Source organism: Pseudanabaena sp. PCC 9330, from assembly GCF_055795045.1.
Map to the genome: position 1 here is coordinate 35,613 of NZ_JAYFES010000087.1, position 23,853 is coordinate 59,465.

Annotated in this window: 24 protein-coding genes; 14 read left to right on the plus strand and 10 right to left on the minus strand. The window is 56.6% G+C overall.

From position 1 onward, the window contains the following. Positions 1-326 precede the first annotated feature (326 nt). Positions 327-1,922 carry a photosystem II high light acclimation radical SAM protein gene (locus AC0QKW_RS08260; protein WP_473150582.1) on the plus strand — a complete coding sequence of 532 codons (1,596 nt, stop codon included), beginning with the start codon at positions 327-329 and terminating at the stop codon, positions 1,920-1,922. A gap of 93 nt (positions 1,923-2,015) precedes the next feature. Next, entirely contained in the window at positions 2,016-2,561 is a 546-nt protein-coding gene (locus tag AC0QKW_RS08265; protein ID WP_473150583.1) for a Uma2 family endonuclease, read from the plus strand. Positions 2,562-2,575: 14 nt separating this feature from the next. On the opposite strand, the gene AC0QKW_RS08270 is transcribed toward AC0QKW_RS08265, so the two are convergent. Continuing rightward, positions 2,576-3,052: an OsmC family protein gene (locus AC0QKW_RS08270; protein WP_473150584.1), complete on the minus strand. Its 477-nt coding sequence runs from the start codon at positions 3,050-3,052 to the stop codon at positions 2,576-2,578. A gap of 217 nt (positions 3,053-3,269) precedes the next feature. On the opposite strand from AC0QKW_RS08270, the gene AC0QKW_RS08275 reads away from it, so the two are divergent. Next, entirely contained in the window at positions 3,270-3,935 is a 666-nt protein-coding gene (locus AC0QKW_RS08275; RefSeq protein WP_473150649.1) for an HAD family hydrolase, read from the plus strand. Between the two features lie 32 nt (positions 3,936-3,967). Here the strand turns inward: AC0QKW_RS08275 and AC0QKW_RS08280 are convergent, their stop codons facing one another. Beyond that, complete coding sequence (locus AC0QKW_RS08280) at positions 3,968-4,489, minus strand: GrpB family protein (RefSeq protein ID WP_473150585.1); 522 nt, start codon at positions 4,487-4,489, stop codon at positions 3,968-3,970. Between the two features lie 88 nt (positions 4,490-4,577). On the opposite strand from AC0QKW_RS08280, the gene AC0QKW_RS08285 reads away from it, so the two are divergent. The 5 genes from AC0QKW_RS08285 (at position 4,578) to AC0QKW_RS08305 (ending at position 8,011) form a co-directional block, all read left to right on the plus strand. Further along, positions 4,578-5,963, plus strand: coding sequence for a DICT sensory domain-containing protein (locus AC0QKW_RS08285; protein ID WP_473150586.1), 1,386 nt, complete (start codon positions 4,578-4,580; stop codon positions 5,961-5,963). Between the two features lie 26 nt (positions 5,964-5,989). Next, on the plus strand, positions 5,990-6,646 hold the full coding sequence (locus AC0QKW_RS08290; protein WP_473150587.1) for a pentapeptide repeat-containing protein: 657 nt from the start codon (positions 5,990-5,992) through the stop codon (positions 6,644-6,646). A gap of 27 nt (positions 6,647-6,673) precedes the next feature. After that, complete coding sequence (arsH, locus tag AC0QKW_RS08295) at positions 6,674-7,360, plus strand: arsenical resistance protein ArsH (protein ID WP_473150588.1); 687 nt, start codon at positions 6,674-6,676, stop codon at positions 7,358-7,360. A gap of 22 nt (positions 7,361-7,382) precedes the next feature. Continuing rightward, a complete protein-coding gene (locus AC0QKW_RS08300; protein WP_473150589.1) occupies positions 7,383-7,778 on the plus strand; it encodes a hypothetical protein in 396 nt (131 codons plus the stop codon). 62 nt (positions 7,779-7,840) lie between these two features. Beyond that, complete coding sequence (locus tag AC0QKW_RS08305) at positions 7,841-8,011, plus strand: hypothetical protein (RefSeq protein ID WP_473150590.1); 171 nt, start codon at positions 7,841-7,843, stop codon at positions 8,009-8,011. Positions 8,012-8,036: 25 nt separating this feature from the next. Here the strand turns inward: AC0QKW_RS08305 and AC0QKW_RS08310 are convergent, their stop codons facing one another. The 3 genes from AC0QKW_RS08310 to AC0QKW_RS08320 form a co-directional block, all read right to left on the minus strand. Further along, positions 8,037-9,089 (minus strand): oxidoreductase, encoded by a 1,053-nt coding sequence (locus tag AC0QKW_RS08310; protein ID WP_473150591.1) that lies wholly within the window; start codon positions 9,087-9,089, stop codon positions 8,037-8,039. A 612-nt stretch (positions 9,090-9,701) separates the two neighbouring features. Next, entirely contained in the window at positions 9,702-12,302 is a 2,601-nt protein-coding gene (locus AC0QKW_RS08315) for a DNA polymerase III subunit alpha (RefSeq protein ID WP_473150592.1), read from the minus strand. A 226-nt stretch (positions 12,303-12,528) separates the two neighbouring features. Then, entirely contained in the window at positions 12,529-14,331 is a 1,803-nt protein-coding gene (locus AC0QKW_RS08320) for a GMC oxidoreductase (RefSeq protein ID WP_473150593.1), read from the minus strand. Positions 14,332-14,590: 259 nt separating this feature from the next. On the opposite strand from AC0QKW_RS08320, the gene mtnA reads away from it, so the two are divergent. From mtnA to AC0QKW_RS08340, 4 genes are read left to right on the plus strand one after another with little or no spacing between them, the layout of a single operon-like run. Then, on the plus strand, positions 14,591-15,649 hold the full coding sequence (mtnA, locus tag AC0QKW_RS08325; RefSeq protein WP_473150650.1) for an S-methyl-5-thioribose-1-phosphate isomerase: 1,059 nt from the start codon (positions 14,591-14,593) through the stop codon (positions 15,647-15,649). Between the two features lie 57 nt (positions 15,650-15,706). Continuing rightward, positions 15,707-16,435: a hypothetical protein gene (locus AC0QKW_RS08330; protein WP_473150594.1), complete on the plus strand. Its 729-nt coding sequence runs from the start codon at positions 15,707-15,709 to the stop codon at positions 16,433-16,435. After that, complete coding sequence (locus tag AC0QKW_RS08335; protein ID WP_473150595.1) at positions 16,432-16,659, plus strand: DUF167 domain-containing protein; 228 nt, start codon at positions 16,432-16,434, stop codon at positions 16,657-16,659. Before AC0QKW_RS08330 ends, AC0QKW_RS08335 begins: the two co-directional genes overlap by 4 nt. A gap of 35 nt (positions 16,660-16,694) precedes the next feature. Further along, positions 16,695-17,318 carry a molybdenum cofactor guanylyltransferase gene (locus AC0QKW_RS08340; protein WP_473150596.1) on the plus strand — a complete coding sequence of 208 codons (624 nt, stop codon included), beginning with the start codon at positions 16,695-16,697 and terminating at the stop codon, positions 17,316-17,318. A 124-nt stretch (positions 17,319-17,442) separates the two neighbouring features. Here the strand turns inward: AC0QKW_RS08340 and AC0QKW_RS08345 are convergent, their stop codons facing one another. Next, positions 17,443-17,769, minus strand: a complete 327-nt coding sequence (locus tag AC0QKW_RS08345; RefSeq protein ID WP_473150597.1) for a DUF3082 domain-containing protein — start codon at positions 17,767-17,769, stop codon at positions 17,443-17,445. 231 nt (positions 17,770-18,000) lie between these two features. Continuing rightward, positions 18,001-19,443, minus strand: coding sequence for a protein adenylyltransferase SelO (locus AC0QKW_RS08350; RefSeq protein WP_473150598.1), 1,443 nt, complete (start codon positions 19,441-19,443; stop codon positions 18,001-18,003). 184 nt (positions 19,444-19,627) lie between these two features. Between AC0QKW_RS08350 and AC0QKW_RS08355 the strand changes: the two genes are divergently transcribed. After that, complete coding sequence (locus AC0QKW_RS08355; protein ID WP_473150599.1) at positions 19,628-20,332, plus strand: 2,3-bisphosphoglycerate-dependent phosphoglycerate mutase; 705 nt, start codon at positions 19,628-19,630, stop codon at positions 20,330-20,332. A gap of 81 nt (positions 20,333-20,413) precedes the next feature. On the opposite strand, the gene AC0QKW_RS08360 is transcribed toward AC0QKW_RS08355, so the two are convergent. Next, a complete protein-coding gene (locus tag AC0QKW_RS08360) occupies positions 20,414-20,734 on the minus strand; it encodes a hypothetical protein (RefSeq protein ID WP_473150600.1) in 321 nt (106 codons plus the stop codon). 502 nt (positions 20,735-21,236) lie between these two features. Here AC0QKW_RS08360 and AC0QKW_RS08365 point away from each other — a divergent pair. After that, on the plus strand, positions 21,237-22,808 hold the full coding sequence (locus AC0QKW_RS08365) for an RNA-directed DNA polymerase (protein ID WP_473150601.1): 1,572 nt from the start codon (positions 21,237-21,239) through the stop codon (positions 22,806-22,808). 203 nt (positions 22,809-23,011) lie between these two features. Here AC0QKW_RS08365 and AC0QKW_RS08370 read toward each other — a convergent pair whose 3' ends face one another. Next, on the minus strand, positions 23,012-23,356 hold the full coding sequence (locus tag AC0QKW_RS08370; RefSeq protein ID WP_473150602.1) for a DUF5615 family PIN-like protein: 345 nt from the start codon (positions 23,354-23,356) through the stop codon (positions 23,012-23,014). Positions 23,357-23,358: 2 nt separating this feature from the next. Then, positions 23,359-23,685 (minus strand): DUF433 domain-containing protein, encoded by a 327-nt coding sequence (locus tag AC0QKW_RS08375; RefSeq protein WP_473150603.1) that lies wholly within the window; start codon positions 23,683-23,685, stop codon positions 23,359-23,361. Between the last annotated feature and the right edge of the window lie 168 nt (positions 23,686-23,853).

Below are 23,853 nucleotides of genomic sequence, written 5' to 3' on the forward strand. Positions count from 1 at the left end.
GTTTAGACACAGTACTTAAGACTTCGCAATACCTAAGCAGGGCTTGAAGCCGCAGCCCAGTTAACCTGTGAAGAGGCAAACCTATGGCTGCCTAAGGTCGAAGAACTTGGGTCGTTCTAGAGAGACCCATAACGCTTTTATACCACGGGCTGGGCCCATTTTCTCTCAGGGCCTAGAGTTTGGGAGGCCTCTGGGCACAACAGTTGAGTTAACTCTATAAGTCTATGGGGACTACATCAACTAGACTCTAGGGCTGATTTCGGCGATCGCCCGGCCCGCAGCAGTAGACGGTGCTATCGTGAAGATATATGTCAAGCCTGAGAAGCATGCCCTCTACTACCGCCAGCCAGGCCCGTGTGCTCTACGTGCGGCTGCCTTGTAATCCTATCTTCCCCATCGGGGTGGTTTACCTGGCCGATCATGTGCACAAGCTGTTCCCTGGTTTAGAACAGCGAATTTTTGATCTGGGTGCTGTGCCACCCCTCGACTATGGTGCCGCCCTCGACCGCTGCATCGACGACTTTAAGCCCACCCTGCTGGTGTTCTCCTGGCGAGACATTCAGATCTTTGCCCCGGTGGGCGGTCGCGGCGGCAACCCGCTGCAAAATGCCTTCGAGTTTTTCTACGCCCGCAATCTGTGGCTTAAGGCTCGGGGTGCCCTGGGCGGGCTGCGCATGGCCACCACCTACCTGGCGGAGCTGTGGCGCAACCAGGGCTTGATTAAGCGAGGCTTCAAGCGCGCCCAGCGCTACTCCCAAAACGTCACCACCGTGGTGGGCGGCGGGGCGGTGAGCGTGTTTTATGAGCAGCTGCACAACCGCCTGCCCAAGGGCACGATCATCTCTGTAGGCGAGGGGGAGATGCTGCTAGAACGGATTTTGCGGGGCGAAGATTTCTCAGACCAGCGCTGCTACATTGCTGGGGAGACCACACCGCGCGATCGCCTGATCCATGAAGAGCCCGCCCCGCTCGAAAAAACCGCCTGCAACTACGACTATATCGAGGCGATCTGGCCCGAGTTTGACTACTACCTGCAAGACCAAGATTTCTACATTGGCGTGCAGACCAAACGCGGCTGCCCCCACAACTGCTGCTATTGCGTCTATACCGTGGTCGAAGGCAAGCAGGTGCGCATCAACCCCGCCGAGGAGGTGGTGGCCGAAATGCAGCAGCTCTATAAGCGTGGCGTGCGAAACTTTTGGTTTACCGATGCCCAGTTCATTCCCGCTCGCCGCTTTATGCGCGATGCCGAAGAACTGCTGGAGAAGATTCTCGCAGCAGGCATGGACGACATTCACTGGGCCGCCTACATTCGCGCTGACAACCTGACGCCCAAGCTCTGCAAACTCATGGCCGACACCGGCATGAACTATTTTGAGATCGGCATCACCAGCGGATCTCAAGAGCTGGTGCGCAAGATGCGCATGGGCTACAACCTGCGCACGGTGCTGCAAAACTGCAAAGACCTGAAGGCGGCGGGCTTCAACGACCTGGTATCGGTCAACTACTCGTTTAATGTGATCGACGAGCGGCCCGAGACCATTCGCCAGACCCTGGCCTACCACCGCGCTCTAGAAGAGGTGTTTGGCCGCGACAAGGTAGAGCCTGCGATCTTCTTCATTGGCCTTCAGCCCCACACCCACCTCGAAGAATACGCCTTCGAGAAAGACATTCTCAAGCGCGACTATAACCCGCTGGATATTCACCTGCCCTGGGTGTCGAAAAAGCTGCTGTGGAACCCAGAGCCGCTAGGCTCCTTCTTTGGCGAAGTTTGCTTAGAGGCTTGGCAGCGCAACCCCGACGACTTTGGCCGCGAGGTGATGGATATTCTCGAAGAGCGCCTGGGGATCGCACCCCTGGAAGAGGCTCTGAGTGCGCCGATTGAGGAGCGCGATCGCCCTCTGGCCGCCGCCGCCCGGTAGGCGATCGGCACACCAAGGGTCTGGGATTACAATGGGGTTATCCTGACTCCCATCCCTATGCCCATCCTGGACATTACAAGTCATTCTCCGACCTTGAAACCCTATCGATGGAGCATCGACAGCTACCATCGAGCGGTGGCGGCTGGCGTTTTTGATAGTCAGCCAGTTGAGCTGTTGGCGGGGGAGCTAATTGAGATGTCGCCAGAGGGTATTCCCCATGCGGGGTTGAGCAGTGATGGGGCCGATTACCTGCGGGAGAGGCTGGGCAGTCAAGTGAAAGTGCGGGAGGCCAAGCCGATTACCCTACCCGATGACTCAGAACCAGAACCGGATATTGCCGTCGTGTGCCCCCTGGGGAATGTGTATAAGACCGAGCGGCATCCCCAGGTTGACGATATTTTTTGGGTGATTGAGTACGCTAACACCAGCCTAGAGAAAGATCGGGATGTGAAAAGCGCGATTTATGCCCAGGCTGGCATCGACGAATATTGGCTGGTGAATTTGAAGACCCGAGAGTTGACGGTGTATCGCGATCCAATGGGGGATCAGTACCAGTCAGAAACACTGCTCACGGCTGGTATGCTCTACCCGCTCAGCTTTCCCACGGTGGGCATTGAGGTCAACCGCCTGGTGCAGTAGCCTACCCCCAAAGACTAGGGCTCTAGCTGAATGGACGGCTCGCACAGTACCGGAAAATTGACTGAGTTGGCAATAAAGCATTTCTGGTGGGCCGACTCATGGAGCTGGGCCGCCAGCGCCGCATCGCTCTGAGGCTCAATCGTCACCACGGGCCTGAGCAGCACCTTAGAAAACCGACCGCCGCCGTCGGTTTCAACCATCGTGCCGATGGGGTAGTCGATGTAGCGGGTAACAACCACCCCGGCGTCGGCGCACAGGTGCAGGTACCAGAGCATGTGGCAGCTCGACAGTGAGGCTACCAGCAGTTCTTCGGGGTTGTACTTGGTTTTGTCGCCCCGAAAGGCTGAATCAGCCGAGGCCTCGATGGTGGGTTTGTCGGCTACGGCAATGGTATGGGCGCGATCGTAGGCACTGTAGCTCTGGGTACCCTGGCCCGTGTTGCCCGTCCAGTGCAGTTCAACGCGGTAGAGATGGGGCTTCGCTTTGTTCATAGTGGTCTCTGCCTACAAGGGAGCCTAAGGGGGCCATGGAGGAGGTGTTCGGTTTCCCAAAATCAGATTGACTGAATGAAGCCATTGGCCCTACCAGATAGCTTAGGGCACTGTGCCACCGAGCTGTTCCCTAGCCAAACACCCTCGTCTCTTGGCAGATGTCTACCGACGAATTTGCTGCCAGGATGAAGGCACCCTACGGCAGAAAGGAATGGCTATGATCCTCGATGGCGTGATTGTAGATATTGATGGCACGCTGGTTTTGAGCAACGATGCCCACGCCCACAGCTGGGTAGATGCCTTTGCCAGCCAGGGCTATGAGGTGCCCTTTGACCAGGTGCGATCGCTGATGGGTATGGGCGGCGACCAGCTCATGCCCAAAGTTGTGCCGGAGCTAGACGAGGCAACTGAGCCCGGCAAGACGATCGCCAGCTACCGCAAAGAACTTGTCTTAAATGAGTATGTCCCCCACATCTCCCCGGCCAACGGGGCCAGACCACTGGTGCAAAAAATGCGCGAGGCAGGCCTGCATCTAGTGATCGCCACCTCCGCCAGCCCCGAAGAACTGGAGGTGATGCTCAAAATTGCCGATGTGGAAGACCTGCTGACCGCAGCCACCACCTCTGACGACGCCGACAACTCTAAACCCGCCCCCGACATTGTGAACGCCGCGCTGAAACGGGCTCAGCTAGACCCCGATCGCACCGTCATGCTGGCCGACACTCCCTACGATATTGAGGCCGCTGGCAAGGCCGGAGTAGGGGTGATTGCTATGCGCTGCGGCGGTTTTAACGATGAAGACTTGGCAGGTGCGATCGCCATCTATGACGACCCCGCCGATCTGCTGCGCCACTACGATCGCTCTCCCCTAGGGCAGCCGTAGCTCAGCTGTCCTAATTTCTAAGGCTAGGAACCTCAGCCCAGAGCTCGTTGCTCCAGCGCTCGTTTCTCCATGGCTTTGACGAATTCATCTTTGCCATCCATGTAGCTGTCGATGTCGGTGGGGTACTGAGCCGCCAGAGTGCGCTTGAGGTCACTATACTGCTGGGCACAGTCGGGGTGGGCTCGCATAAAGTCACGAAAGGCCAGATGCCGTATCACCTCGGGCGACCCCAGCTGAAATGTGTGCAGGTGGTGGGTTCTGACCCCTGCCTCATTGTCTTTGCGAAAGTAGCGCCGCCCCGGCAGGCCATACTCACCCAGGGCGGTGTAGCCCAGCGCTGCCAGGGCCGGGTTGCAGGCATCTACCGGCTCGATGTGGCTGACTTCTGCCAATAGGTCGATCACGGGCTTGGCGTAGATCTGGGGAATCGCGGTGCTGCCGATGTGGTGAATGTAAACCATGTTGTCACCCAACGCGCGCGCAACCTGGACAGCCTCCGCTGCAAAAGCCTCAGGCCACTTAGGGTTGGGGGGATGAACCTGAACCTGTTGCATGGCAATTCAATCCGCTGAACACGTTGCATCTTAGGTGCCCTTGTTATTATCTTAAAGACACGAGCAATGGCAACAATAGAGGAACGCAATGCTGGAGGGGTCAATTCTAAAGCGGCTGGTGGATGGCCGAGCTGAACCAGACACCACACCTCTTAATTACGGTGTCTACTACAAAAATACGCTGGTTGCCCTCTGCCACGCTCTTGAAGACTGCATTTTGACCTCTGGCTCTGCTCCGCTGGTGATTACCGCGTTTCAGCGGGGTAAGTGGTATCTAGAAGAGGCCGATCGCTACAGTGCGATCGCAGACACCGCCAAGCAAATCGTGATTATGGCTGCCTCTGAGTCGGGCTTCCACGATCACCCCACCAGCCAGCGAGAGAATGTTGATCTAGTCGACCTGGCCAACGACGACCCGGTGGCCGAAGAGTGGCACTTGATGATTCTCTCTCCTGACTACAGTGCCATGGTGCTGTGCCAGGAGCTATCGGTGGCCGACTATGGCAAGGCCGGGGTGCCCGAGCACGATTTGGAGCGCAAGTTTTACGGTCTCTGGACGTTTGACTCGTCTCTGGTCAGTCAAACGGTCGAGCTGGCGATCGACCACGTGGGCCGCTATAACCCCGCTCTCCAGGCCAAGTTGGCCGATCACCTCGCCACCCTCAAGCAGCAAAATCCTGAATTACGTGGCGATGTGCCTGCTGCTGTCAGTCACACCGTCACCCAGGTGGTGCACTACCTGCAAAACAGCCGCAACGACCTCCAGGGCAACCTGGCTTTTAGCCTCGTCGACGATCTCGACCAAAATCTTTTCTCCAACGAGCTGCAAGCCTTCCTCCGCATGGCTCAGCTGGTAGACTTTAGCGACCCTGTGAACCCCCTAGCCGCTAGCGAAGTGGTATCGCTGCTAGAAATGATGGGTCAGCTGCTCGACCTGCCCGCCTGGCAGCTCCAGCGGCTACGCCTAGCGGGGATGCTGCACCGCATTGCCCCGGCCCCTGACCTGGCCAATCTGACTGACGATGGCCCTAGTTGTCCCCTAATTCCTGAGGTACAGGCCCTGCGGCTGATGCCGCGCATGCGTGCGATCGCTGCCATTATTGCCCACCAGGGCGAGTGCTGGGATGGTAGCGGCTACCCCGCTGGTTTAGAAGGCGATGCCGTGCCCCTAGAGTCGCGGATGTTGAGCCTGGCGGCTGAGTTTCAGCGACGGTTGGCCGAGGCCCGCCACGGTACCCCCACCGACAACAACCTGACGGCTCTCGGGGAGGTCTTAGCCATGTGCCAAAGCGAAGCAGGCCAGCGATGGGATCCAAAACTGGTAGAAATTCTGGGGCTAATGGTGATGGGTCTGCAACAGGGTATGAGTCTGCCCACCATACCCACTAAGATTACTTTGGGGTCGGGGTTACTCAACCCTGACTTGGCCGAGCCCACTGTCTTTCCTGCTGCCTCCGAACTGGTTTCTCAATAGTCTTTCTCGCTGGTCTTTTGCAACCTGTGACTTCTGTACCCAGCCCTTCTTTAGATATTGCCGCCCTGCGATCGGGCCAGCTTCGGCATCTGGCCGGAGCTGATTTAGAAGACGAAGACCTATCTGGTGTCGATCTGGCGGGTATTCACCTGGCCGGGGCCAACCTGATGGGCGCTAACCTGAGCCGATCGTCTTTGGTAAAAGCCCATCTCGAGGGGGCCAATCTCATGGGGGCCAGTCTGGTGGGCAGCGATCTGCGGGCCAACCTCTGGGGGGCTAACCTGATGCAGTCTGACCTCACCGGGGCCGACCTGCGGGGGGCCAACCTGCGAGGGGCCAATCTCATGGGCGCGCGTCTGGGGTCGGTCAGCCTTGCGGGGGCGTTTTTGAGCGGCTGCAACCTGATGGGGGTCAACCTTCAGGGAGTCGATCTACGAGGGGCCGACCTACGGGGGGCCAACCTTAGCGATACCAACCTTAAGGGAGCCGATCTGTCTCAGGCCGATCTGCACGGGGCGAGGCTCGACAACGCCAACCTAGAAGAGGCCGACCTACGCCAGGCCAACCTGTCGGGGGCCTCTCTAGTGGGGGCCAACCTACTCTGCGCCGACCTCACCGGCACTCAGTTTGACGGGGTCAGCCTGACCGGAGCCTGCCTGATTGGCACTGCGCTGGCTGCCTAGCCTTTTGGGTGTTCAACGGCTTAGACCATGGGTTTTGACCATCCCCCTCGCATTTTGTTTCTATACGGGTCGCTGCGGGAGCGATCTTACAGTCGGCTGTTGGCAGAAGAGGCCGCGAGAGTGATCGAGGGCTTTGGCGCAGAGGTGCGCTTCTTCCATCCCCACGGTCTGCCGCTGCTCAGCAGCGTGCCCGATGACCATCCTAAGGTGCAGGAGCTAAGAGATTTGGTGGCCTGGTCTGAGGGGCAGGTGTGGTCTAGCCCTGAACTGCACGGCAACGTCAGCGGCCTCATGAAGCACCAGATCGACTGGATACCCCTGAGCATTGGCGCGGTGCGGCCCACCCAGGGCAAGACCCTGGCGGTGATGCAGGTGAGCGGTGGTTCGCAATCGTTTAATGCGGTCAATACCCTGCGGGTGCTAGGTCGGTGGATGCGGATGTTTACCATCCCCAACCAGTCGTCGGTGCCCAAGGCCTACCAGGAATTTTATGACGATGGCACTATGAAAGACTCGGCCTATCGCGATCGCGTCATTGACGTCATGGAAGAGTTGTACAAGTTCACCCTGCTGCTGCGCGACCAGGTCGACTACCTCACCGACCGCTACAGCGAGCGCAAAGCCGAGACCGAAAAGCAAGCCCAAGCCATTGTCAGCCAGGCTATCGGTAGCGATACCGACCCAGACGAGACTGACTCTGAAGACGACTCTTAACTGTTTATCCTATTGCTGCGCTATGGTTCAGTTTTTTTGCCGCCGCTGGGCGATCGCCCTACCCGTCATCTTGGCCCTGGCCTGCCAGCCAGTGTCATCCCCCGATAGCTCTTCTGCTATGAATAAAATTGCCTTTGACCTCAGCAGCCTGGATGAAAATGGTCTGTATGGCCCTGCGGACGGCAAACGTTCCCTCGACTATGAGTTCTGTATTCCGAGCGGCGGCCCCTATGCCGATGCAGTCAGCGCCATCGACCCCTCTGCACAATTTTTTCCCCAGAGCCGGGGGCGCATTGGCTGTGGAGAAGGCGAGGTGCTGACCATCGGCAATACCCATCAGACAAATCACCAAATGATTTTGCTGGAGCTCGCCAACCTCGACTACATCGACCGTATCCAGCAGGTAGATTGGGAATAGCCTGGTTGCGAGTAAGCCTGGAGCACCATCGGCGAGAAAAAATCTCAGCATCTTACCCCAGCTTGGCTACCCGCTTGACCAGCTTTTTGCTGACGATCAATTTGAATATGATTAAGACTCAGCGATCGCGTCGTGTCTCTGGAGGAGAATTGCGCCCTTTGCCCGGTGTGGGCGATCGCGACTCTGATCAGGCCTCGTCAATCGCAGCGGCGCGGCTGCAACCCCAGGGTTGACTCGTTATCATGCCGGCTACTGGCTTTAATGCACCCAAGCAAGCGTGCATTGTTGATCGTTACTGCGCATCGCCAGTTCGATAATGCGAATGGTGTCTCGCGCGGTTTCGGGCGTGACCGCTAGCTCGGCACGTCCGGCGATCGCATCGGCCACATTTTGATAGTAGGCCTGGTAGCTACCCGCCAGGGTTTCTACTCGCCCCTCGACATGCAGCCCGTCAATTTGCGTGTTGAGCCTGCCCCAGCGCTCCCTGGGCTCCTCACCCCAGCCGGGGGAAGCGGGGGTGAGGCCGCGCTTCAGCGCCTCCTCCTGCGGGTCCATGCCATATTTAATGAAGGAGCCTTCGGTGCCGCGCAAAATGAAACGGGGTTCTTGCCCGCGCACCAGCATTCCCCCTTTGAGAATCACCTTTAGCTTGTCGTAGTGCAGAGTTAGATCAAAATTGTCGACGGCCTTGGCAAATTCTCGCTGCACTCTGAGGTCAGCCGTTACCCCTTGCGGCAGGCCAAATAAAACCTGCGCCTGATCGATCAGGTGGGCACCTAAATCAAAAAGAATGCCGCTGCCCTCGCCTACCTCTTCTCGCCAGGCGTTGGGGCGGGGGAAGTTTCTGAAGCGATCGTAATGGGACTCGTATTCGACTAGGCGACCCAGCCGATGGCTGGCCAACAGCCGCTGTACGGTCAAAAAGTCGCCGTCCCATCGCCGGTTGTGGTGGACGCTGATCAGTCGGTTTTGCCCACGTGCCAGCTCAATTAACTCCTGGGCCTGAGCCGACGAGGTGGTGAAGGGCTTTTCGACCACAACGTGTTTATGGGCGAGCAGCGACTGGCTGGCCAAGTCGAAATGGGAGCGGTTGGGGGTGGCGATCACAACCAGGTCAATGGCTTTGTCTTGCAAGAGGGCGGCGGCGTCTGGCACCACCTTGACGGACGGATCGCGATCGATCGCGGGGTCTGGGTGGCGCGACACCACTTTCTTTAGCCTCAGGTGGGGCACTGACTGAATGATCGGCAGATGGAAGGTGCGAGCTGCCATGCCATAGCCAATCAGCCCTACGCAAATTTCATTTACCATGGGGCCACCAGCAGGGAAGGTTGGGTAAAACGCAGGGTCACCCAATTTCCTTAAACTAAACCTTCATCCCTTACTCACGACCCATTGCTTCATCAAACTCAACTGCTGTTGTCGTGCCCCAAGCTGTCGAATAGTTAGATTCTGGGGTTTGGGCGCGGCGATCGCCCATGAATCGGTGAAGGAATTTGTGCAATTAAGATAGGTTGTTGGGTAAGAAAACTATCGGTGAAGTTGAGTTTTGCTGGTGTTTCACTCAACATGCAGAAACTATCTCATCAACCTATAGCGGTTCTCATTTGGATGAAGTACCGGTAAGTGGCTCAATCTTATGAACTTCCAGACTTCCCCCAATCGAGATGTACTTCATGCGTTCAGGAACCGCTGTAGTTGCTTACGATAGGGTGCATCCCAGTTTTGCAATAAGTACAAATGCGTAGCCATCAACCCTACGAGAATCAAGGGTCTTGAAGGTCATCTCATCTCTAGCCTTACAAGACTGGGATGCGCCCCTTCCGATACTCCTTGTTCTCGCCCACAGTGTCTTCTCAAAAATTGGCTGGGCTGCACTTTCAAGACTCAAGAAATCGATCGGCTGCAATAGGCAATTTCCTGTCACGCGCAGCGCAGCACCTGAGGCCAAGATGCCTCGACCTGCTTCAACTCTAGCCCACGCTGGAAGATTTCGTCGATCGCCATCATGTCCCCGGTCTCGGTCATAAACTGGTGGTCGGCGGTGGCGCGGATGGTGGTGCCGTCGTCGAGGTGATATTCAAACACCTCTTGCTGGCCGCGATCGTGCCATTGGGCGACGGGTTGGGTGTACACATAGCCGCTCTCATCCACACTAAAGACATTGCAGGGGATGCGTTTGGCGACGATTTCGCCGATGGTGAGGGGGCCGTACTCTAGCGTCAGCAGTTCAGTGTCGGCGCTGAGGCAGTATTCGGCGAACTTCACCATTTGGTCCCAGAGTTCTTCGGCCACCTTCTTGGCGACGCCTTTCTGCATGGCACCGCCGACGAAGTTCTCCTGGTGCTTGAGCATTTCCGACATTTTCTTTTTACCCATGGCTCGCCGCAGCAGGTCGGCCTGGCCCAGAGAGTAGCCGCCCATGTCCTGGGCGATTTTCATGATCTGCTCCTGGTAGACCATGATGCCGTAGGTCTCGCTGAGAATCGGCTTGAGAATTTCGTCGGCGAAATCAATTTTTTCGCGCCCGTGCTTGCGGTTGATAAATTTGGGAATCAGCCCGGCATCCAGCGGCCCCGGTCGGTAGAGGGCAAGTACGGAAGAAATATCTTCTAAACCCGAGGGCTTGAGGTCTTTAACAATCTGGCGCATGCCGGAAGACTCTAGCTGGAAGACGCCGCCCAGGTCACCGCGCTCTAGCAGCTTGTAGGTGGCGGGGTCATCCATAGGCAGGTCGTCGGGGTCGATTTTGGTGCCGTGGGTGGCCTCGATCAGCTCCAGGGTTTTTTGGATCATGGTGAGGTTGCGCAGGCCCAAAAAGTCCATCTTTAAGAGGCCCAGGGCTTCCACATCTTCCATGTAGTACTGGGTGATTACCTGGCCGTCGTTGTTGCGCTGGAGGGGCACAATTTCGTCGAGGGGGTCTTTGGAAATCACCACCCCGGCGGCGTGCATGCCGAAGGTTTTGTTAGTGCCCTCAATGCGCAGGGCCATGTCGATCCAGCGGCGGGTTTGGGGGTCGTTGTCGTACTTTTCTTTGAACTCCGGGGCGGGGGTGTCGTCGGAGATCATCACCTTGAGCTTGGTAGGCTTGCCCCGCGCCACAGGGATCAGCTTCGCCATCCGGTCGGACTCGGCGTAGGGAATGTCGAGCACGCGGGCCACGTCCTTGAGCACCGCCTTGGAGGTCATGCGGTTGAAGGTGATGATTTGCGCCACCCGCTCCTCGCCGTAGCGGCGGGTGACGTATTTGATTACCTCATCGCGGCGATCGATGCAGAAGTCGGTGTCAATATCCGGCATCGACTTGCGTTCGGGGTTGAGAAAGCGCTCGAACAGCAGGCCGTGGTGGATGGGGTCGATGTTGGTGATTTCCATGGCGTAGGCCACTAGCGACCCCGCCGCCGAGCCGCGACCGGGGCCGACGGGAATGTTGTTGTCGCGGGCAAAGCGAATGTAGTCCCACACGACGAGAAAGTAGGTGGGGAAGCCCATCTGGATCATCATCTCGATTTCGTATTCGAGGCGATCGCGATACTCCCCGTCAATCTCCCCATAGCTGGCCGCCTTCATGCGCTTGACCAACCCTTCCCGCGCTACGTGGCCCATGTAGGCCCCAGCGTCTTCGTTAAACTCTGGCGGGATGGGGAAGTCGGGAATGCGCGACTGACCGAGGATGCCGGTGTACTCTTCGATTTTGTCGGCGACTTCGAGGGTGTTGGCGATCGATTCTTCGATCACCTCTGGCTCAATGTGGTCGCGGAATAGCTGCCGCATCTCATCGGCAGACTTCAGATATTCGGTGCCGCTGTAGCGCAGCCGTTTGTCTTCAGTCAGCAGCTTGCCGGTTTGAATGCAGAGCAGAGCGTCGTGGGCCTCCACATCGTTGCAGGAGATGTAGTGGGAGTCGTTGGTGCAGATCACCTTAATGTCCATTTCGCGGGCGATCTTTAGCAGCTCGACATTCACCACCCGGTCTTCGGGGGAGCCGTGATCTTGAATCTCCAGGTAGTAATCTTCGCCAAACAGGTCTTTGTACCACTGGGCCACCTTGCGGGCCACATCGGGCCGCTTCTGCAAAATCGCCTGGGGCACTTCGCCGCCTAAACAGGCGCTGGTGACGATCAGCCCTTCGTGGTACTGCTCCAGTAAGTCTTTGTTGATGCAGGGGCGCGAGAAGATGCCCTTGCCCTGCACCCCTTGTAGGTGAGAGATGGTGGTGAGCTTAACCAGGTTTTTGTAGCCCTGGGTATTTTTGGCCAGCACTACCTGGTGGTAGCGGGGGCGGCGCTGCTGCTGCGAAATGTCGCCGTTGATCAGGTACATTTCGTTGCCGATGATCGGCTTGATACCCGCCCCTTTGCAGACCTTGATCAGCTCGATCGCACCATACATGACGCCGTGGTCGGTGAGCGCGATCGCAGGCATGCCCAGTTCCTTCGCTCGCTCCACCATCTGGGGCAATTGGCTGGCCCCGTCGAGCAGGCTATAGGCACTGTGGATGTGGAGACCAACAAAGGACATGACGCCGCTGCTCTAGTAGTACGATTTTACTTTTTTGAGCTTGCGATCGCCAGATTTGTTAACCTAAAGCGCCCAAGCTGCTCCTTAGGTTAACGGATCTGTCGGCCCACATCTAGTGATTTTCGAGAAAGATAAAATTTGGAGACCCCTAGATATGGAGTCTTCCCCTCCGAGGAGGGGAAAGTGAAAGTGCTGCTCTAGGGACTTTTCTGATGCCGGACTCAGGTTAGACAATCACCCCTCGCAGATGCTCAGCCAGGCGAATCGCCAGGGCCGCCAGGGTCAGCGTTGGGTTGGCTGCTGGCGACGACGGAAACACCGACAGGTCGCAGGCGTACAGATTGTCGTAGGCCAAAAACTTGAGGTTGGTATCGACCACCCCATCGTTGAGCGATCGGCCGTCCTCGGTCTCGCCGCCCATGCGCAGGGTGCCCACCTCGTGGGCTACCCCACCCAGCCCCGCCCCCTTGAGGCTGAGGTCGTTGTTGACCAGGGCTTCGCCGCCGAGGGCATTGATAATGCTGTCTTTAATCGCGCTCATCTCGTCGTAGTACTGGCCGCCGAGGGGGCTGGGCTGCATCTGCACCACCGGCTTCACAAAGGCTGGGCCGATCTGCTGCACGGTGTTGGCCTCGATCAGCGGTGCATCCATCAAAAACACAATCTCGCAGAGCATGACGTTGCCCTTCTCTCGGCGGTGGCGCTCTAGCAGGGCCATATCGACGTAGCGGCCCTGGTTAAAGTCAGCGCCAAACTCCAGCACCACATTGTAGGGGTGAGCAAGGCCGTCGTTGGGCTGGCAGAGTACCTTGCTGGTGCTGTTAGGGTCGTAGAGGTCGGCGGTGGGGGGCAGAGCAAAGTGGGTGAAGTAGATCGGGTGGTCGGTGATGCCCACACCAATTTTGCCGGTGGGGTCAGCTAATCCGCTGAGCTGGGCAATTTTGGCGCTTTCGACGGTACCTGCCGCCAGCACCACGGCCTTGGCCTGGTAGCTGCGCTCCTGCTGGGCGATCAGGTCGTAGGCGACCACGCGGGTGGCCCGGTTGCCCTGGGTCTCGACCCGGCTGACGGGGTGGTTGAGGTTGATAAACAGGTTCTGGTTGCCCTGGGGGCCTTCGGTCAGCATCGACTCGGTGAGCAGGTCGGCGGTAGAAAACATGCCCGTGGGCACGGTGCTGAGATCTTGGGTGTTGGAATACTGCACCGCCATGGGGGCGTCGAAGGCGGTGAACTCGCCTAGGGTTTGGCGCAAGAACTGCTTCACCCGGCGGCGGTAGGGAGTGGGGGGCAGAGGCACGCGGTTCATCAGATCTTCGGCCTGCTGGTAGCCGCCGCCTTCGAGAAACCAGCGCAGGCTGCGGGGCCAGCGGTCTAGCTCCCACCAGGCCATGCGGGGAATCAGCCCGCCCCAGAAGATCGATTTACCGCCCAGGTTAAAGGCCTGCCCGCCGTCGAAGGCGGAGCCAAACCCGTTGGCAAAGTTCTGCACTTTGAAGCGTTCGTACAGAGTCCATATATGTTTATCGAACTGGCCGACCCGGTGCTGCCGGGGCAGGTTGGCGGTGTGGGTGGGAAACAGGTAGCTGCCCGCCTCCAGCACCAGCACATCTAGCCCCAGGTCAGAGAGCTGGTCAGCCAAGATGCCACCGCCAATGCCGGAGCCCACCACAATCACATCGTAGAGGCGGTTTTCATCTAGGTTGGGGGGAAAGAACTGCTGCTGGATGTTGGTGTTTTCGACCACTACCTCGGTCATGGGCGGAAAGGTGACGGCAGGGGCGGTGTAGAGGTAGTCGCCCCCCAACACCGGCTGGAGGAACAGGTCGGGGCCATTTTGCCAGTAGGTGCGCTCGAGCACAAATTTGAAGGTGAAGCCGCCGCCGTAGCGGGCCACAGGTAGCTCAAAGCGCCAGGCGCCATTTTCATAGAGGCCGGGGATGTCTTTGGCGGCCCAGCCGTCGAGGGCGGTGCGCAGGGTGATTTGGCGATCGGGGCGGTAGTCAGCGGTGGCGAAGCGAATGGTAAACATGGGGCTATCCTCGCGGGGGTCGCTTTAACCTCCAGCGGGGATCACAGGCGCTCCGGACAGAGGACTGTGATCGCGATCAGCTTTTCCAGTTTGCAGAAGGATTTGCCATCTGTCTGGCGGTGGCGATGGCGATGGGCCTAGTCAATGTCTCGATGCGTTGACAGTGACAGAGAAACTCCCATACTGAAGGGCATAGGATAATTGGTGGTCAGCTCATATCCCCAACCCCGCTCCAGAAAACCCTCAAAGAAATGCCATGATGGCCCCCAGCGATACTCACGTCTACCCGGTACTCTGGCAAGACGACCACCTGGTGCTGATCGACCAGCGGCAGCTGCCGGAACGCTACAACATTGTGGCCATTCGGCGGTGCGAGGATGTGGTGCGATCGCTGCGTTCCGGCATTGTTCAAGGCGGCTCTGCTCTGGGGTTGACCGCCGCCTACGGCTTGTACCTAGGGGCCAATGAGATTTTCACCGACGACCCCACTGCTTTTTGGGAACGACTGGAGGCGATCGGCGATCAGTTTAAGCAGACCCGGCCTGACAAGGCCCATTTGCAGTGGGCGGTAGATCGGGTGCTGGCCATAGCCCACCACTCTCGGGATGCGATCGCTAGCGTTAAGGAACAATTGCTGGCCGAGGCCCAGGCGCTGCAGGCCGAAGACTTTAACCTCTGCCATGCCATTGGCGACCACGGCATGGCCCAACTGCCCAAAACACCTGAAAAGCTGACGGTGCTGACCCACTGCAACCACGGGGCGCTGGCCACCTCGGGCTATGGCACGTCGTTAGGCATTATGCGATCGCTGTGGCAGGCGGGTCGTCTAGAGCGCGTCTACGCCGCCGAGACCCGCCCTACCTTGCAGGGGTCACGCCTGACCGCCTGGGAATGCGTGCAGGAGGGCATACCCGTCACGGTGATCACCGACAGCATGGCCGCCCACTGTATGGCCCAGGGGCTAATCCACGGGGTGCTGGCGGGGGCCGATCGCATTGCCGCCAACGGCGACGTGCTGAGCAAAATTGGTGCCTATAGTCTGGCTTTGGTGGCCCAGGCCCACACCATTCCCTTTTTGGTGGCAGCGCCGGTATCCACCATCGACTTGAGCGTGGCCCGTGGCGCCGATCTGGCGATCGCAGAGCACGACCCGGCAGAGATTTACCAGTTGGGCGGGCGGGTCACCTCTCCCAACGGCGCAGGGTTCTACAACCCGGCCTCTGACCTGACCCCGGCCCGTCTCATTACAGCGATTGTGACCGAGCGGGGAGCCTTCGCCCCTGACCAAATTGCGTTGACTTTTGCCCCCAAACTGTAGAACATTGCCCCATCGTTATTATGATTAGGGGCATTGCTGCCTCTGTACGTCTCGTCTATGGCTATCCCGCGCGCCTCAGCTAATCTGGTTAAGTACTTGCTGACGGTGGTCGCGGTCACGGCGGCAGTGCTGGGGCTGCGCCTTCTCATTACCTGGGCAGCGGAGGTGTTTTTGCACCCCATTCCTATTTTGGGCGGTTGGTTAAAGAGTCTTGAGATTGTTGAGCTGAGCGTCGTTCTTTTGTTTGCGTTGTTGGGCTTTGGGCTGGGGGCTGCGACCCGTCATCTCTCAGCAAAAACGCCGCTGATGTTGAAGGCGATCGCCCTGCTGGTGGCCCTGCCTCTGGTCTTTTTTAGCAGCTATTGGCTGCGCCACCACCTATGGATCAGCCAGCTCACCGCTGAGTCAGACCTCAGCCGCAATCAAATCACGACTCTGGCCAACCAGGCGCTCACTCAGCAGGGCAGCAGCCCAGGGTTTTGGGGCTATTACACCATCACCACCCGCATGCCTATTCTGCCCGCTACGGTCTCTGAACTCCAGCGCATGGCCGACGATCAGAAGTGGTTTCGCTCAGAGCTGACCCGCTTTAGCGGCATTGAACCGGGGGTATTTTCCATGGTGTTTGACGGGGCGGGCTGGGGCATTCGCATTTTTTATATGCTGCTGGCATTGTTGACTGGTCTGATCTACTTTTCTAAGGGGCTGGCCGAGGCCGAGGTCGCTCGTCTGCGTGAGGTGGCCAAGGGCGCTGCCATCCCTATCAAAGCGCCTGGTAAGCCATGACCCTGCTGACGGTGCGGGTCAAGCCCAACGCCAAACAGCAACAGATCACTCGCCTAGACGATGGCAGCTGGCTGCTGCATCTTAAAGCTGCCCCCCAAGACGGCAAAGCCAACGCCGAGCTGATTGAGCTTTTGGCGAAAGAATTTGGCGTGGCTAAGGTCAAGGTGCGCATTAAGTCTGGGGCAACCGCCCGCACCAAGCGGGTTGAAATCGATGAGGACTAGGCCCTGACATGGCATCCCCAGTCAACCCATTCGTAATGGCGATCATTTTGGCCGGGGGCCGCAGCTCTCGCATGGGCCGTGACAAAGCATTGATGGCGGTTGAGGGCAAACCGCTGATTTATCGCACCTGCGAAGTGGCGATCGCCTGCGCCGATGCCGTCTACGTCGTGACGAACAGAGGCGATCGCTACCGCCCCCTGCTGCCCCCCAGTGTTGATCTGCTGGCTGAACCCGATGTCCCCCAGGGGCCGCTGGTGGCCTTAGGGTATGCCCTGGGGCAAATTTGTACCGAGGAAGATATAGCCCCCGATTGGGTCTTGACCCTGGCCTGCGACCTGCCCAACCTGTCGGCGGCGGTGCTGAGTAGCTGGCGTCGAGAGTTAGCGACCCTGGCCCCTGAGGTGGTGGCCTACCTGCCCAAAAGGGGCGATCGCTGGGAGCCGCTGTGTGGTTTTTATCGGGCCTCAGCGGGAGAGTCTATGCGGCAGTACGGCGGGTCGGAGGGACAATCATCAGCAACTGGTTCCAAAGGGCGATCGCTGCAAGCCTGGCTGCACCAGCAATCTGTGGTTGCGATTCCCTCAGTGGAGGATCGGCTGCTGGTGAATCTCAACACCCCCGCCGATTGGGCGCGGTGGCAAAATGCAGGCGATCGCTGAATCCTCAACGAGCGGGGGCTAGGCGTAGGGTGGGCACTGCCCACCATGGGGCAACTATCTTGCAGAGGTCGCCCATAGGTCGCCTAAATCGTCTCGATCTAGGCGAGCTTTACCCTAACCGAATTTACTCTAGTCGGGTGGACGTCCGCCCTGTCAACTTCTGAAATAACAGCTGCACTCCCAGCAAAAAGATGCCCAGGGCGGCGAGGCCAAACACCCCAGCCCCCAGGGCGGCCATGCCTATCACCAGCGTGCGCACCGCCGATGAGATATTCGCCACCGCTGGGTTGTCTGAGACGAGGGGCCGAGTGGCAAAATTGGCGGCGATCGACAGCATCATGCGGTAGGCGAGCATGGCGATCGTGCCCGCCACAAAGGAACCGCTAAAGCACTGGAGAATTTTGGCGGTCGGGGGTGGGGCTAGGGGGCTGGGGGTGGGGTCGTCGGTCATGGGTTGAGGTCATCTATGAAGACAGCATGTATTTCAGTTTACCTAGAGGTGGCAATGCCCTACCCCTACCCAAAGATCGGTAGGGTGGGCCTTGCCCACCAGGGTTAAGGCAAGGCAAGGCCAATGTCATCGCTTTAGACTTGAACCGACCACTACTCTTAGGACAAGAGCTTCCTCCCGAGGGCGCAGGCTCTGCGCTCCTACATGGAGGTATCTTCTGCCTCAGAGCCTTTACCCAAACGGATGCTGGACCTTGCTGAGCAGGTCGTAAAAGGGTTGCCAGTTGTCCTCGGTGGTAATCGGTTCCCAGACAGTTTCAATCTCGGGGCGCAGGAGCACGGTTTGCGGGTTGGTGCCGTTTAGCTCAGCGGCGATGTTGTCCATCGCCTCGGGTGGCAGGCTCTGCAGACAGCGGTGATAGGTTTGTCGCCAGGTTTCGAGCGGGGCGGCGGCGGCTGGGTCTGAGGCTTGCAGAGTAGCGCTAAAAATTTGGCTGGCGTCGTCGCGCCAGGTGGGCAAAAACTGCTGGGTAAGGCCAAAGAAGAAATCGTGGTAGCCCACCTCTACCTGGCTCAATAGCTCGATAGTTTGGCTGAGCAATTTGCTGGCCAGATCATCTGCCAAGCCTTTAAAGCCCAGCTTTTGCAGCATACGCTGCTGGTAATAAGCCTCGTAGCGATCTTTGAAGGGGGCTAGGGCCGCCTCTAGCTCTGCCTCGGGCATGATCAACTTTAGAGGCTTTTGCAGCGCCTTGAGATTCATTTGGCAGATCAGCGGCTGGTTGCTGTAGCTGTAGCGCCCGGCATAGTCAAAGTAGGCGGCGGTAAAGCGCGGGTCGTAGCCATCGATAAAGGCAAAGGGGCCGTAGTCAAAGCTTTCGCCCGTGATCGACATGTTGTCGGTATTGAGCACGGCGTGGCAAAAGCCCACCGACATCCACTGGGCGGCAAGGCGGGCAACGCGATCGCACAATTCCCCATAAAAGTGCAAATACCGCTCTTGGGCATCGGTAAACAGCCGCGCCTCGGGGTAGTAAACATCGATCACATGCTCTAGCAGCTTGGCGATCAGGTCAGGGCGCTGCAAATACTCCAGCCGCTCAAAGGTGCCAAAGCGAATGTGCGATCGGCTAAAGCGCACCAGCACCGACGATCGCGTGGGTGACGGCTCATCGCCCCGCCACAGCGCCTGCCCCGTCTCCACCAGGCTAAAAGCGCGGGAAGTGTTGACCCCCAAGGCGTGGAGCGCCTCCGCCGCCAGCACCTCGCGCACGCCGCCCTTGAGGGTAAGCATGCCGTCGCCGCCCCGGGAATAGGGAGTAGTGCCAGAGCCCTTGGTGCCAAAGTCGTAGAGATTGCCGTCGATGCCGCGCACCTGGCCGTAGAGAAAGCCCCGCCCATCGCCCAAAAAGGGATTGTATTCGCCAAACTGGTAGCCGTGGTAGCGCAGGGCGAGGAGTGGTTCGCGCCCCTGAAATTTGCCAAAGGCTTCAACAAAATCTGCGTCGGCGACAGTGGCCGGGTTGAGGCCGAGTTGACGCACCACATCGTCGTTGCGAAACCGCAGGGTGTGCTGCGGAAATTCGGCGGCGGCGACTATATCGTAATAGTCATCCCCCAGAGACTCGAGGGCGGGCAGGTAGTCGAGGGCGAGCAGGGGGTTGGCGGCAGTCATGCGATCTGGTGTTGAGGGCTGGCGGTGGGCGAAAGAACTTTAGCAACAAGAATATTACTAAAGTATGGCAAAAAATCTGATGCTTGATGTTCCCAGACGGTGCCCCAGCTATCGGGTAAGGTGGCAGTGAGAGGCTATAACCTCCCCGCTGACGATCTACCTTCCCAGACCCCGCCGCTACCCTATGGCTAAACTCATTTTGATCCGCCACGGGCAGAGCCTGTGGAATGCAGTCAACAAGTTCACCGGCTGGGTCGATATCCCCATGAGCGAGCGGGGGCGGGCCGAGGCGACGATCGCATCGTGCAAACTGCGCGATGGTGGCTACACGGTCGATATCTGCTTTACCAGCATGCTGATTCGGGCGATTGAGACGGCGATTGTCTGTCTGACGGAGTGCGATGAGGTGAGGGGCGATCGCATTCCCTACATCTGGCACGACCCGGCAGAGCCTGACTGGCACGGCTGGGATCACCACATTGGCGAACCCGATAAAGAACTCAAGATCATTCGCTCCCCGGCCCTAGATGAGCGCTACTACGGCGACCTGCAAGGGTTGAATAAAGCTGAAATGGCGCAAAAATTTGGAGAACAACAGGTGCACCTCTGGCGGCGATCGTACAGCGTGCGGCCACCGGGGGGCGAAAGCCTGGAGGATACGGTGAAGCGGACAGTGCCGTTTTTTGACGCGGCAATTTTGCCGGAGCTAAAGGCGGGTAAGAATGTGATGGTGGCCGCCCACGGCAACTCCCTGCGATCGATTTTAATGGTGCTCGATCGCCTCAGCGAAGCGGAAGTAGCCAGCCTAGAACTCGCCACGGGCGTACCGATTGTCTATGACGTGGATGCCGAAGGCGTGGTCAGCAACAAAGTAGTTTTGATGCAATAGCGGGAAAATCCCAGGGTGCTAGCAGGGGCTAGGGCCAAGACAAAAAATCTTGCCCCAGCACCCTGAGATCTGAGTGACCCGTTACTCTAACAGGACGGTTTTGGTCATGATCACCATCCACTGGGTGGCGGCGATTCCCATAGGGATCGCTTCGCGAATCGCACCTTCAGCGCTGGGCGGTACGGGGATGGGGTCGCTCCAGTCGTTGGGGTCGGCGTAGCCGATCGCATGGAGGGTTTTGATGGTGCGATCTATCCCGGCGAGGCTGCCGTAGAGCAGGTGGCGCACTTTTTCGGGGGTGAGGGACTGGGTGCCGGGGTTGTTTGCCCCAGATCTGGGGGGCAGCGGCAGGGCGTCGGCCCCTGGGTTGTCGTTGGGGTCGGGTTCCAAATATTCAAACATCGGTTCTGTTTTCCTTTTGTGGTTGAGGAAGACAGAACGCGAAAACCCTAGCCACCCGCAGTTTGCGCCGTAGATTTGCGGGGTTAGCTGTCTGTTGGTGCTTCCGACACCTTCAGGCAGCGCTGAGATTTTCGAGTTCTGCATGGCCACCGTTCTGCTAAACGGCTTAATGGATGACAATGGTGCGATCGTCCCGCGTCAACCGTGGGTTAGAAATCTCCATCTAAAGCTGAAAAGACTCACTGCGTTATTTGTGTGTTATTTTCAACTAACTCTTGCATTTCAAGAAAGCTTTAGCTCATCAAATACTTAAAGCTATGAATTTAGGAATTCAAAGGACAGAATGATAAATGCAAATCTTGCAGCAGAATTCATAGAGTGTTAGGAGCTTTTCTGCACAAGTCTTTTAGCCGTTATGTTTTAGGCCATGGTTCCGAGAATCGCTGCATCTTAGATGCCACATGTGTCGTGGAAAAATATTTTTTTGGATTAACAATTCATAATGAAATTGCCTAGTATTCTTGATCGAGGTTATTTCCCCCTAGAGCTTCCCCAGGCATTCCACTCTGCCCTTTTTGGGAAAGCTGCCATCAAGTATTCAAGCCAGCTACCCAAAGAGTTTGTTCAGTCACCTAGAAAGATGAGAAATGCTCAGTTAGCCAAGCACAACTTGGCTCGAGTAGGTCGATTTCGAAGGATTTTGGGGATTCCGAATCCAGTGATTTATTACAATCAAGCCAAGGAAATTGTCAACGGCTGGCCTGAGATTCAAGAATTCCTTAACAAAAGCTCGTTTTCTGCCACACATCCTATCATGAATTCCACAGGGCCAAGGGCAGTTAGTTCAAAAGTAAACTTAGTGGCATTGCCGAGACTTCGTGCTCTTCATCGCTCTAATGGACGTTATCTTTTAACTGCTGACATACAAAAATGCTACCCTTCAATCTATACGCATTCAATTCCCTGGGCATTGCATGAAAAAGAAATTGCAAAAGTTAAGAGGGGAGATGATCATCTTGGCAACAGACTAGACCGCTGGACACAGCGCAGTCAAGATGGGCAAACTCGAGGTATTCCGATTGGCCCTGACACATCAAAAATACTAGCAGAAATTTTACTTACAAAAATTGACATTGAACTCGAGAAGAGAGTTGGCTACTTGAACGGGTTTCGAATGACTGATGACTACGAATTAGTTTTTAAATATCGTTCAGAAGCTGAAGACACCCTCGGAATCTTGCAAGGCATTCTTTCGGAATATGAGCTTGAGCTAAATGAAGACAAGACAAGAATTCTTGAACTTCCCCAGCCTATGGAAGATACATGGACTGAAAAACTTAAGAATTTTGAATTCAGAGATGGTGCAGTAAAACAAACAAGAGATTTGCTAATGTACTTTAGCATAGCTTTTGAACTTTCTCAAAAGCACAGCAAAGATTCTGTCTTAAGATATGCCATCTCTCGCATAAGTAGTGAAACTATAAATTCTTCAGCATGGCTGACTTATCAGGATCTCCTTATTCAATCAGTAGTAGCTGAGCCTGGCACCTTGAGGTATGTTTTGTCTGAATTGAAGAGATACCAAAGCCAGGGCTATTTAGTAATTAAGGATAAGCTTCAAGAAACACTTGATGACTTGATCTCACGTCACCAACCATTGTGTCACGGGAGTGAAATAGCTTGGGCAGTTTGGACTGCCATAAGCCTTGACATATCATTATTAAAGTCATCAGTAGATAAATTACCTGGAATTGAAGATCCTATCATTCCATTATTGTCTCTTCATGCTAATTCGAAAGGGCTAATGCCTAGTGGACTCAACCTTGACAAATGGGCCTCTATGATGACTGCTGAAGAACTTTGGGGAGGGAATTGGTTGTTATGCTACGAAGCGAGTGTCAAAGGTTGGCTTCCTTCTGTTGGCGAGATTGATCACGTCAAGATTGATCCATGTTTTTCGTTTCTCAAAGAGAGAGAAGTAAGTTTTTATGATGAGAAAGCATCAAGTACGAAAAAAGCACAATGGAGAACTAATTCATCATATTCTCAGATTGTTGGGTATGGATTGATTTGAAGTGATCGTCTTTTCTAAGCGCGTAAGGTGAGTTATCGATACCATTGTTTTGGCCATTCTCATCCCCCTCTTTGACCGCAACGCACCATCTCACTCATTAAACGTTGCTTACAATTGTAGGTGGTGCTTCACGCTGTGTAATGTTTTTCTTCGTCATCCCCACCGGCTTACGCGGCAGCGTTAGTTCAAAAATTTGGCCACTCTCATCCAGTCAAGGGTCGATTGATCTGAATCAGCTTTCTTGATAGTGATTTCTCAGATACGATCGCATCATGAATACTCTGAGCCAACTGCTGTCGATTCAGGTTTTCTGTGCAAACAATAATGCCCCCATGGTTCGGGTCTCTTTGGTGTAAACGAATAAAATCGCCCCGGTTGACAGTAAGCACAGCTCGCTTTTGACTAGCCGCAAACTCCAGCACTTGATCATCTGGAATGCGTTGATTAGCTTGGCCTGCCGCCTGCACCGTTAAGACATCATGCCCCAAGTCAACCAGTAGCGATGTCACGATGAAAGGAAACCCTTCATCGGCATAGAGACGCGCCACCTCTAGGCCGCCTCTTGACGGGCAATAGCAGCTTCAATTTCATCGCGGTGGGTATCGGCATACAGCCATGCATTGACCAAATCTGCCGCCGTCAGAGTTGGATAATCTTCTAACAAATACGCCTCGGTCGCTCCCTGTTGCCGCAGACTCACCAAAAGCCAAACCGGAATCCGGGTCTGCCGAATGCAGGCATCTCCCCCCATAACCCCAGGTGTTTTCTCAATCCCTGCCCACACATCACCCAAGCTAGCCGCCAAAAACTGAATAGCCTGGGCTTTTTCCGTTTGCGATAAAGCCAATAGTTGGGGTTGGAGATCTTTTAGCATCACACTTCATTGTAGGCTCAGGGTCAGCAGATCGATATAGTCGGTGATGGCTAGAGATTGAGTCATTAGCTCTCGCTTGACTAGCTGATTTTATTCTATGAGCAGAATGGTAGCAGTGACTGGGTGGCCCATCCCCGAGACCTGCGCTCATGGCTCCATGCCAACCTTTAC

What these genes read in the sequence shown, in the direction of transcription:
- AC0QKW_RS08260 (WP_473150582.1), top strand. Translation starts at nt 327, where the DNA reads ATGCCCTCTACTACCGCCAGCCAGGCCCGTGTGCTCTACGTGCGGCTG.
- AC0QKW_RS08270 (WP_473150584.1), bottom strand. Translation starts at nt 3,052, where the DNA reads ATGAACAAAGCGAAGCCCCATCTCTACCGCGTTGAACTGCACTGGACG.
- AC0QKW_RS08275 (WP_473150649.1), top strand. Translation starts at nt 3,270, where the DNA reads ATGATCCTCGATGGCGTGATTGTAGATATTGATGGCACGCTGGTTTTG.
- AC0QKW_RS08280 (WP_473150585.1), bottom strand. Translation starts at nt 4,489, where the DNA reads ATGCAACAGGTTCAGGTTCATCCCCCCAACCCTAAGTGGCCTGAGGCT.
- AC0QKW_RS08285 (WP_473150586.1), top strand. Translation starts at nt 4,578, where the DNA reads ATGCTGGAGGGGTCAATTCTAAAGCGGCTGGTGGATGGCCGAGCTGAA.
- arsH (WP_473150588.1), top strand. Translation starts at nt 6,674, where the DNA reads ATGGGTTTTGACCATCCCCCTCGCATTTTGTTTCTATACGGGTCGCTG.
- AC0QKW_RS08300 (WP_473150589.1), top strand. Translation starts at nt 7,383, where the DNA reads ATGGTTCAGTTTTTTTGCCGCCGCTGGGCGATCGCCCTACCCGTCATC.
- AC0QKW_RS08310 (WP_473150591.1), bottom strand. Translation starts at nt 9,089, where the DNA reads ATGGTAAATGAAATTTGCGTAGGGCTGATTGGCTATGGCATGGCAGCT.
- AC0QKW_RS08315 (WP_473150592.1), bottom strand. Translation starts at nt 12,302, where the DNA reads ATGTCCTTTGTTGGTCTCCACATCCACAGTGCCTATAGCCTGCTCGAC.
- AC0QKW_RS08320 (WP_473150593.1), bottom strand. Translation starts at nt 14,331, where the DNA reads ATGTTTACCATTCGCTTCGCCACCGCTGACTACCGCCCCGATCGCCAA.
- mtnA (WP_473150650.1), top strand. Translation starts at nt 14,591, where the DNA reads ATGGCCCCCAGCGATACTCACGTCTACCCGGTACTCTGGCAAGACGAC.
- AC0QKW_RS08330 (WP_473150594.1), top strand. Translation starts at nt 15,707, where the DNA reads ATGGCTATCCCGCGCGCCTCAGCTAATCTGGTTAAGTACTTGCTGACG.
- AC0QKW_RS08335 (WP_473150595.1), top strand. Translation starts at nt 16,432, where the DNA reads ATGACCCTGCTGACGGTGCGGGTCAAGCCCAACGCCAAACAGCAACAG.
- AC0QKW_RS08340 (WP_473150596.1), top strand. Translation starts at nt 16,695, where the DNA reads ATGGCGATCATTTTGGCCGGGGGCCGCAGCTCTCGCATGGGCCGTGAC.
- AC0QKW_RS08345 (WP_473150597.1), bottom strand. Translation starts at nt 17,769, where the DNA reads ATGACCGACGACCCCACCCCCAGCCCCCTAGCCCCACCCCCGACCGCC.
- AC0QKW_RS08350 (WP_473150598.1), bottom strand. Translation starts at nt 19,443, where the DNA reads ATGACTGCCGCCAACCCCCTGCTCGCCCTCGACTACCTGCCCGCCCTC.
- AC0QKW_RS08355 (WP_473150599.1), top strand. Translation starts at nt 19,628, where the DNA reads ATGGCTAAACTCATTTTGATCCGCCACGGGCAGAGCCTGTGGAATGCA.
- AC0QKW_RS08360 (WP_473150600.1), bottom strand. Translation starts at nt 20,734, where the DNA reads ATGTTTGAATATTTGGAACCCGACCCCAACGACAACCCAGGGGCCGAC.
- AC0QKW_RS08365 (WP_473150601.1), top strand. Translation starts at nt 21,237, where the DNA reads ATGAAATTGCCTAGTATTCTTGATCGAGGTTATTTCCCCCTAGAGCTT.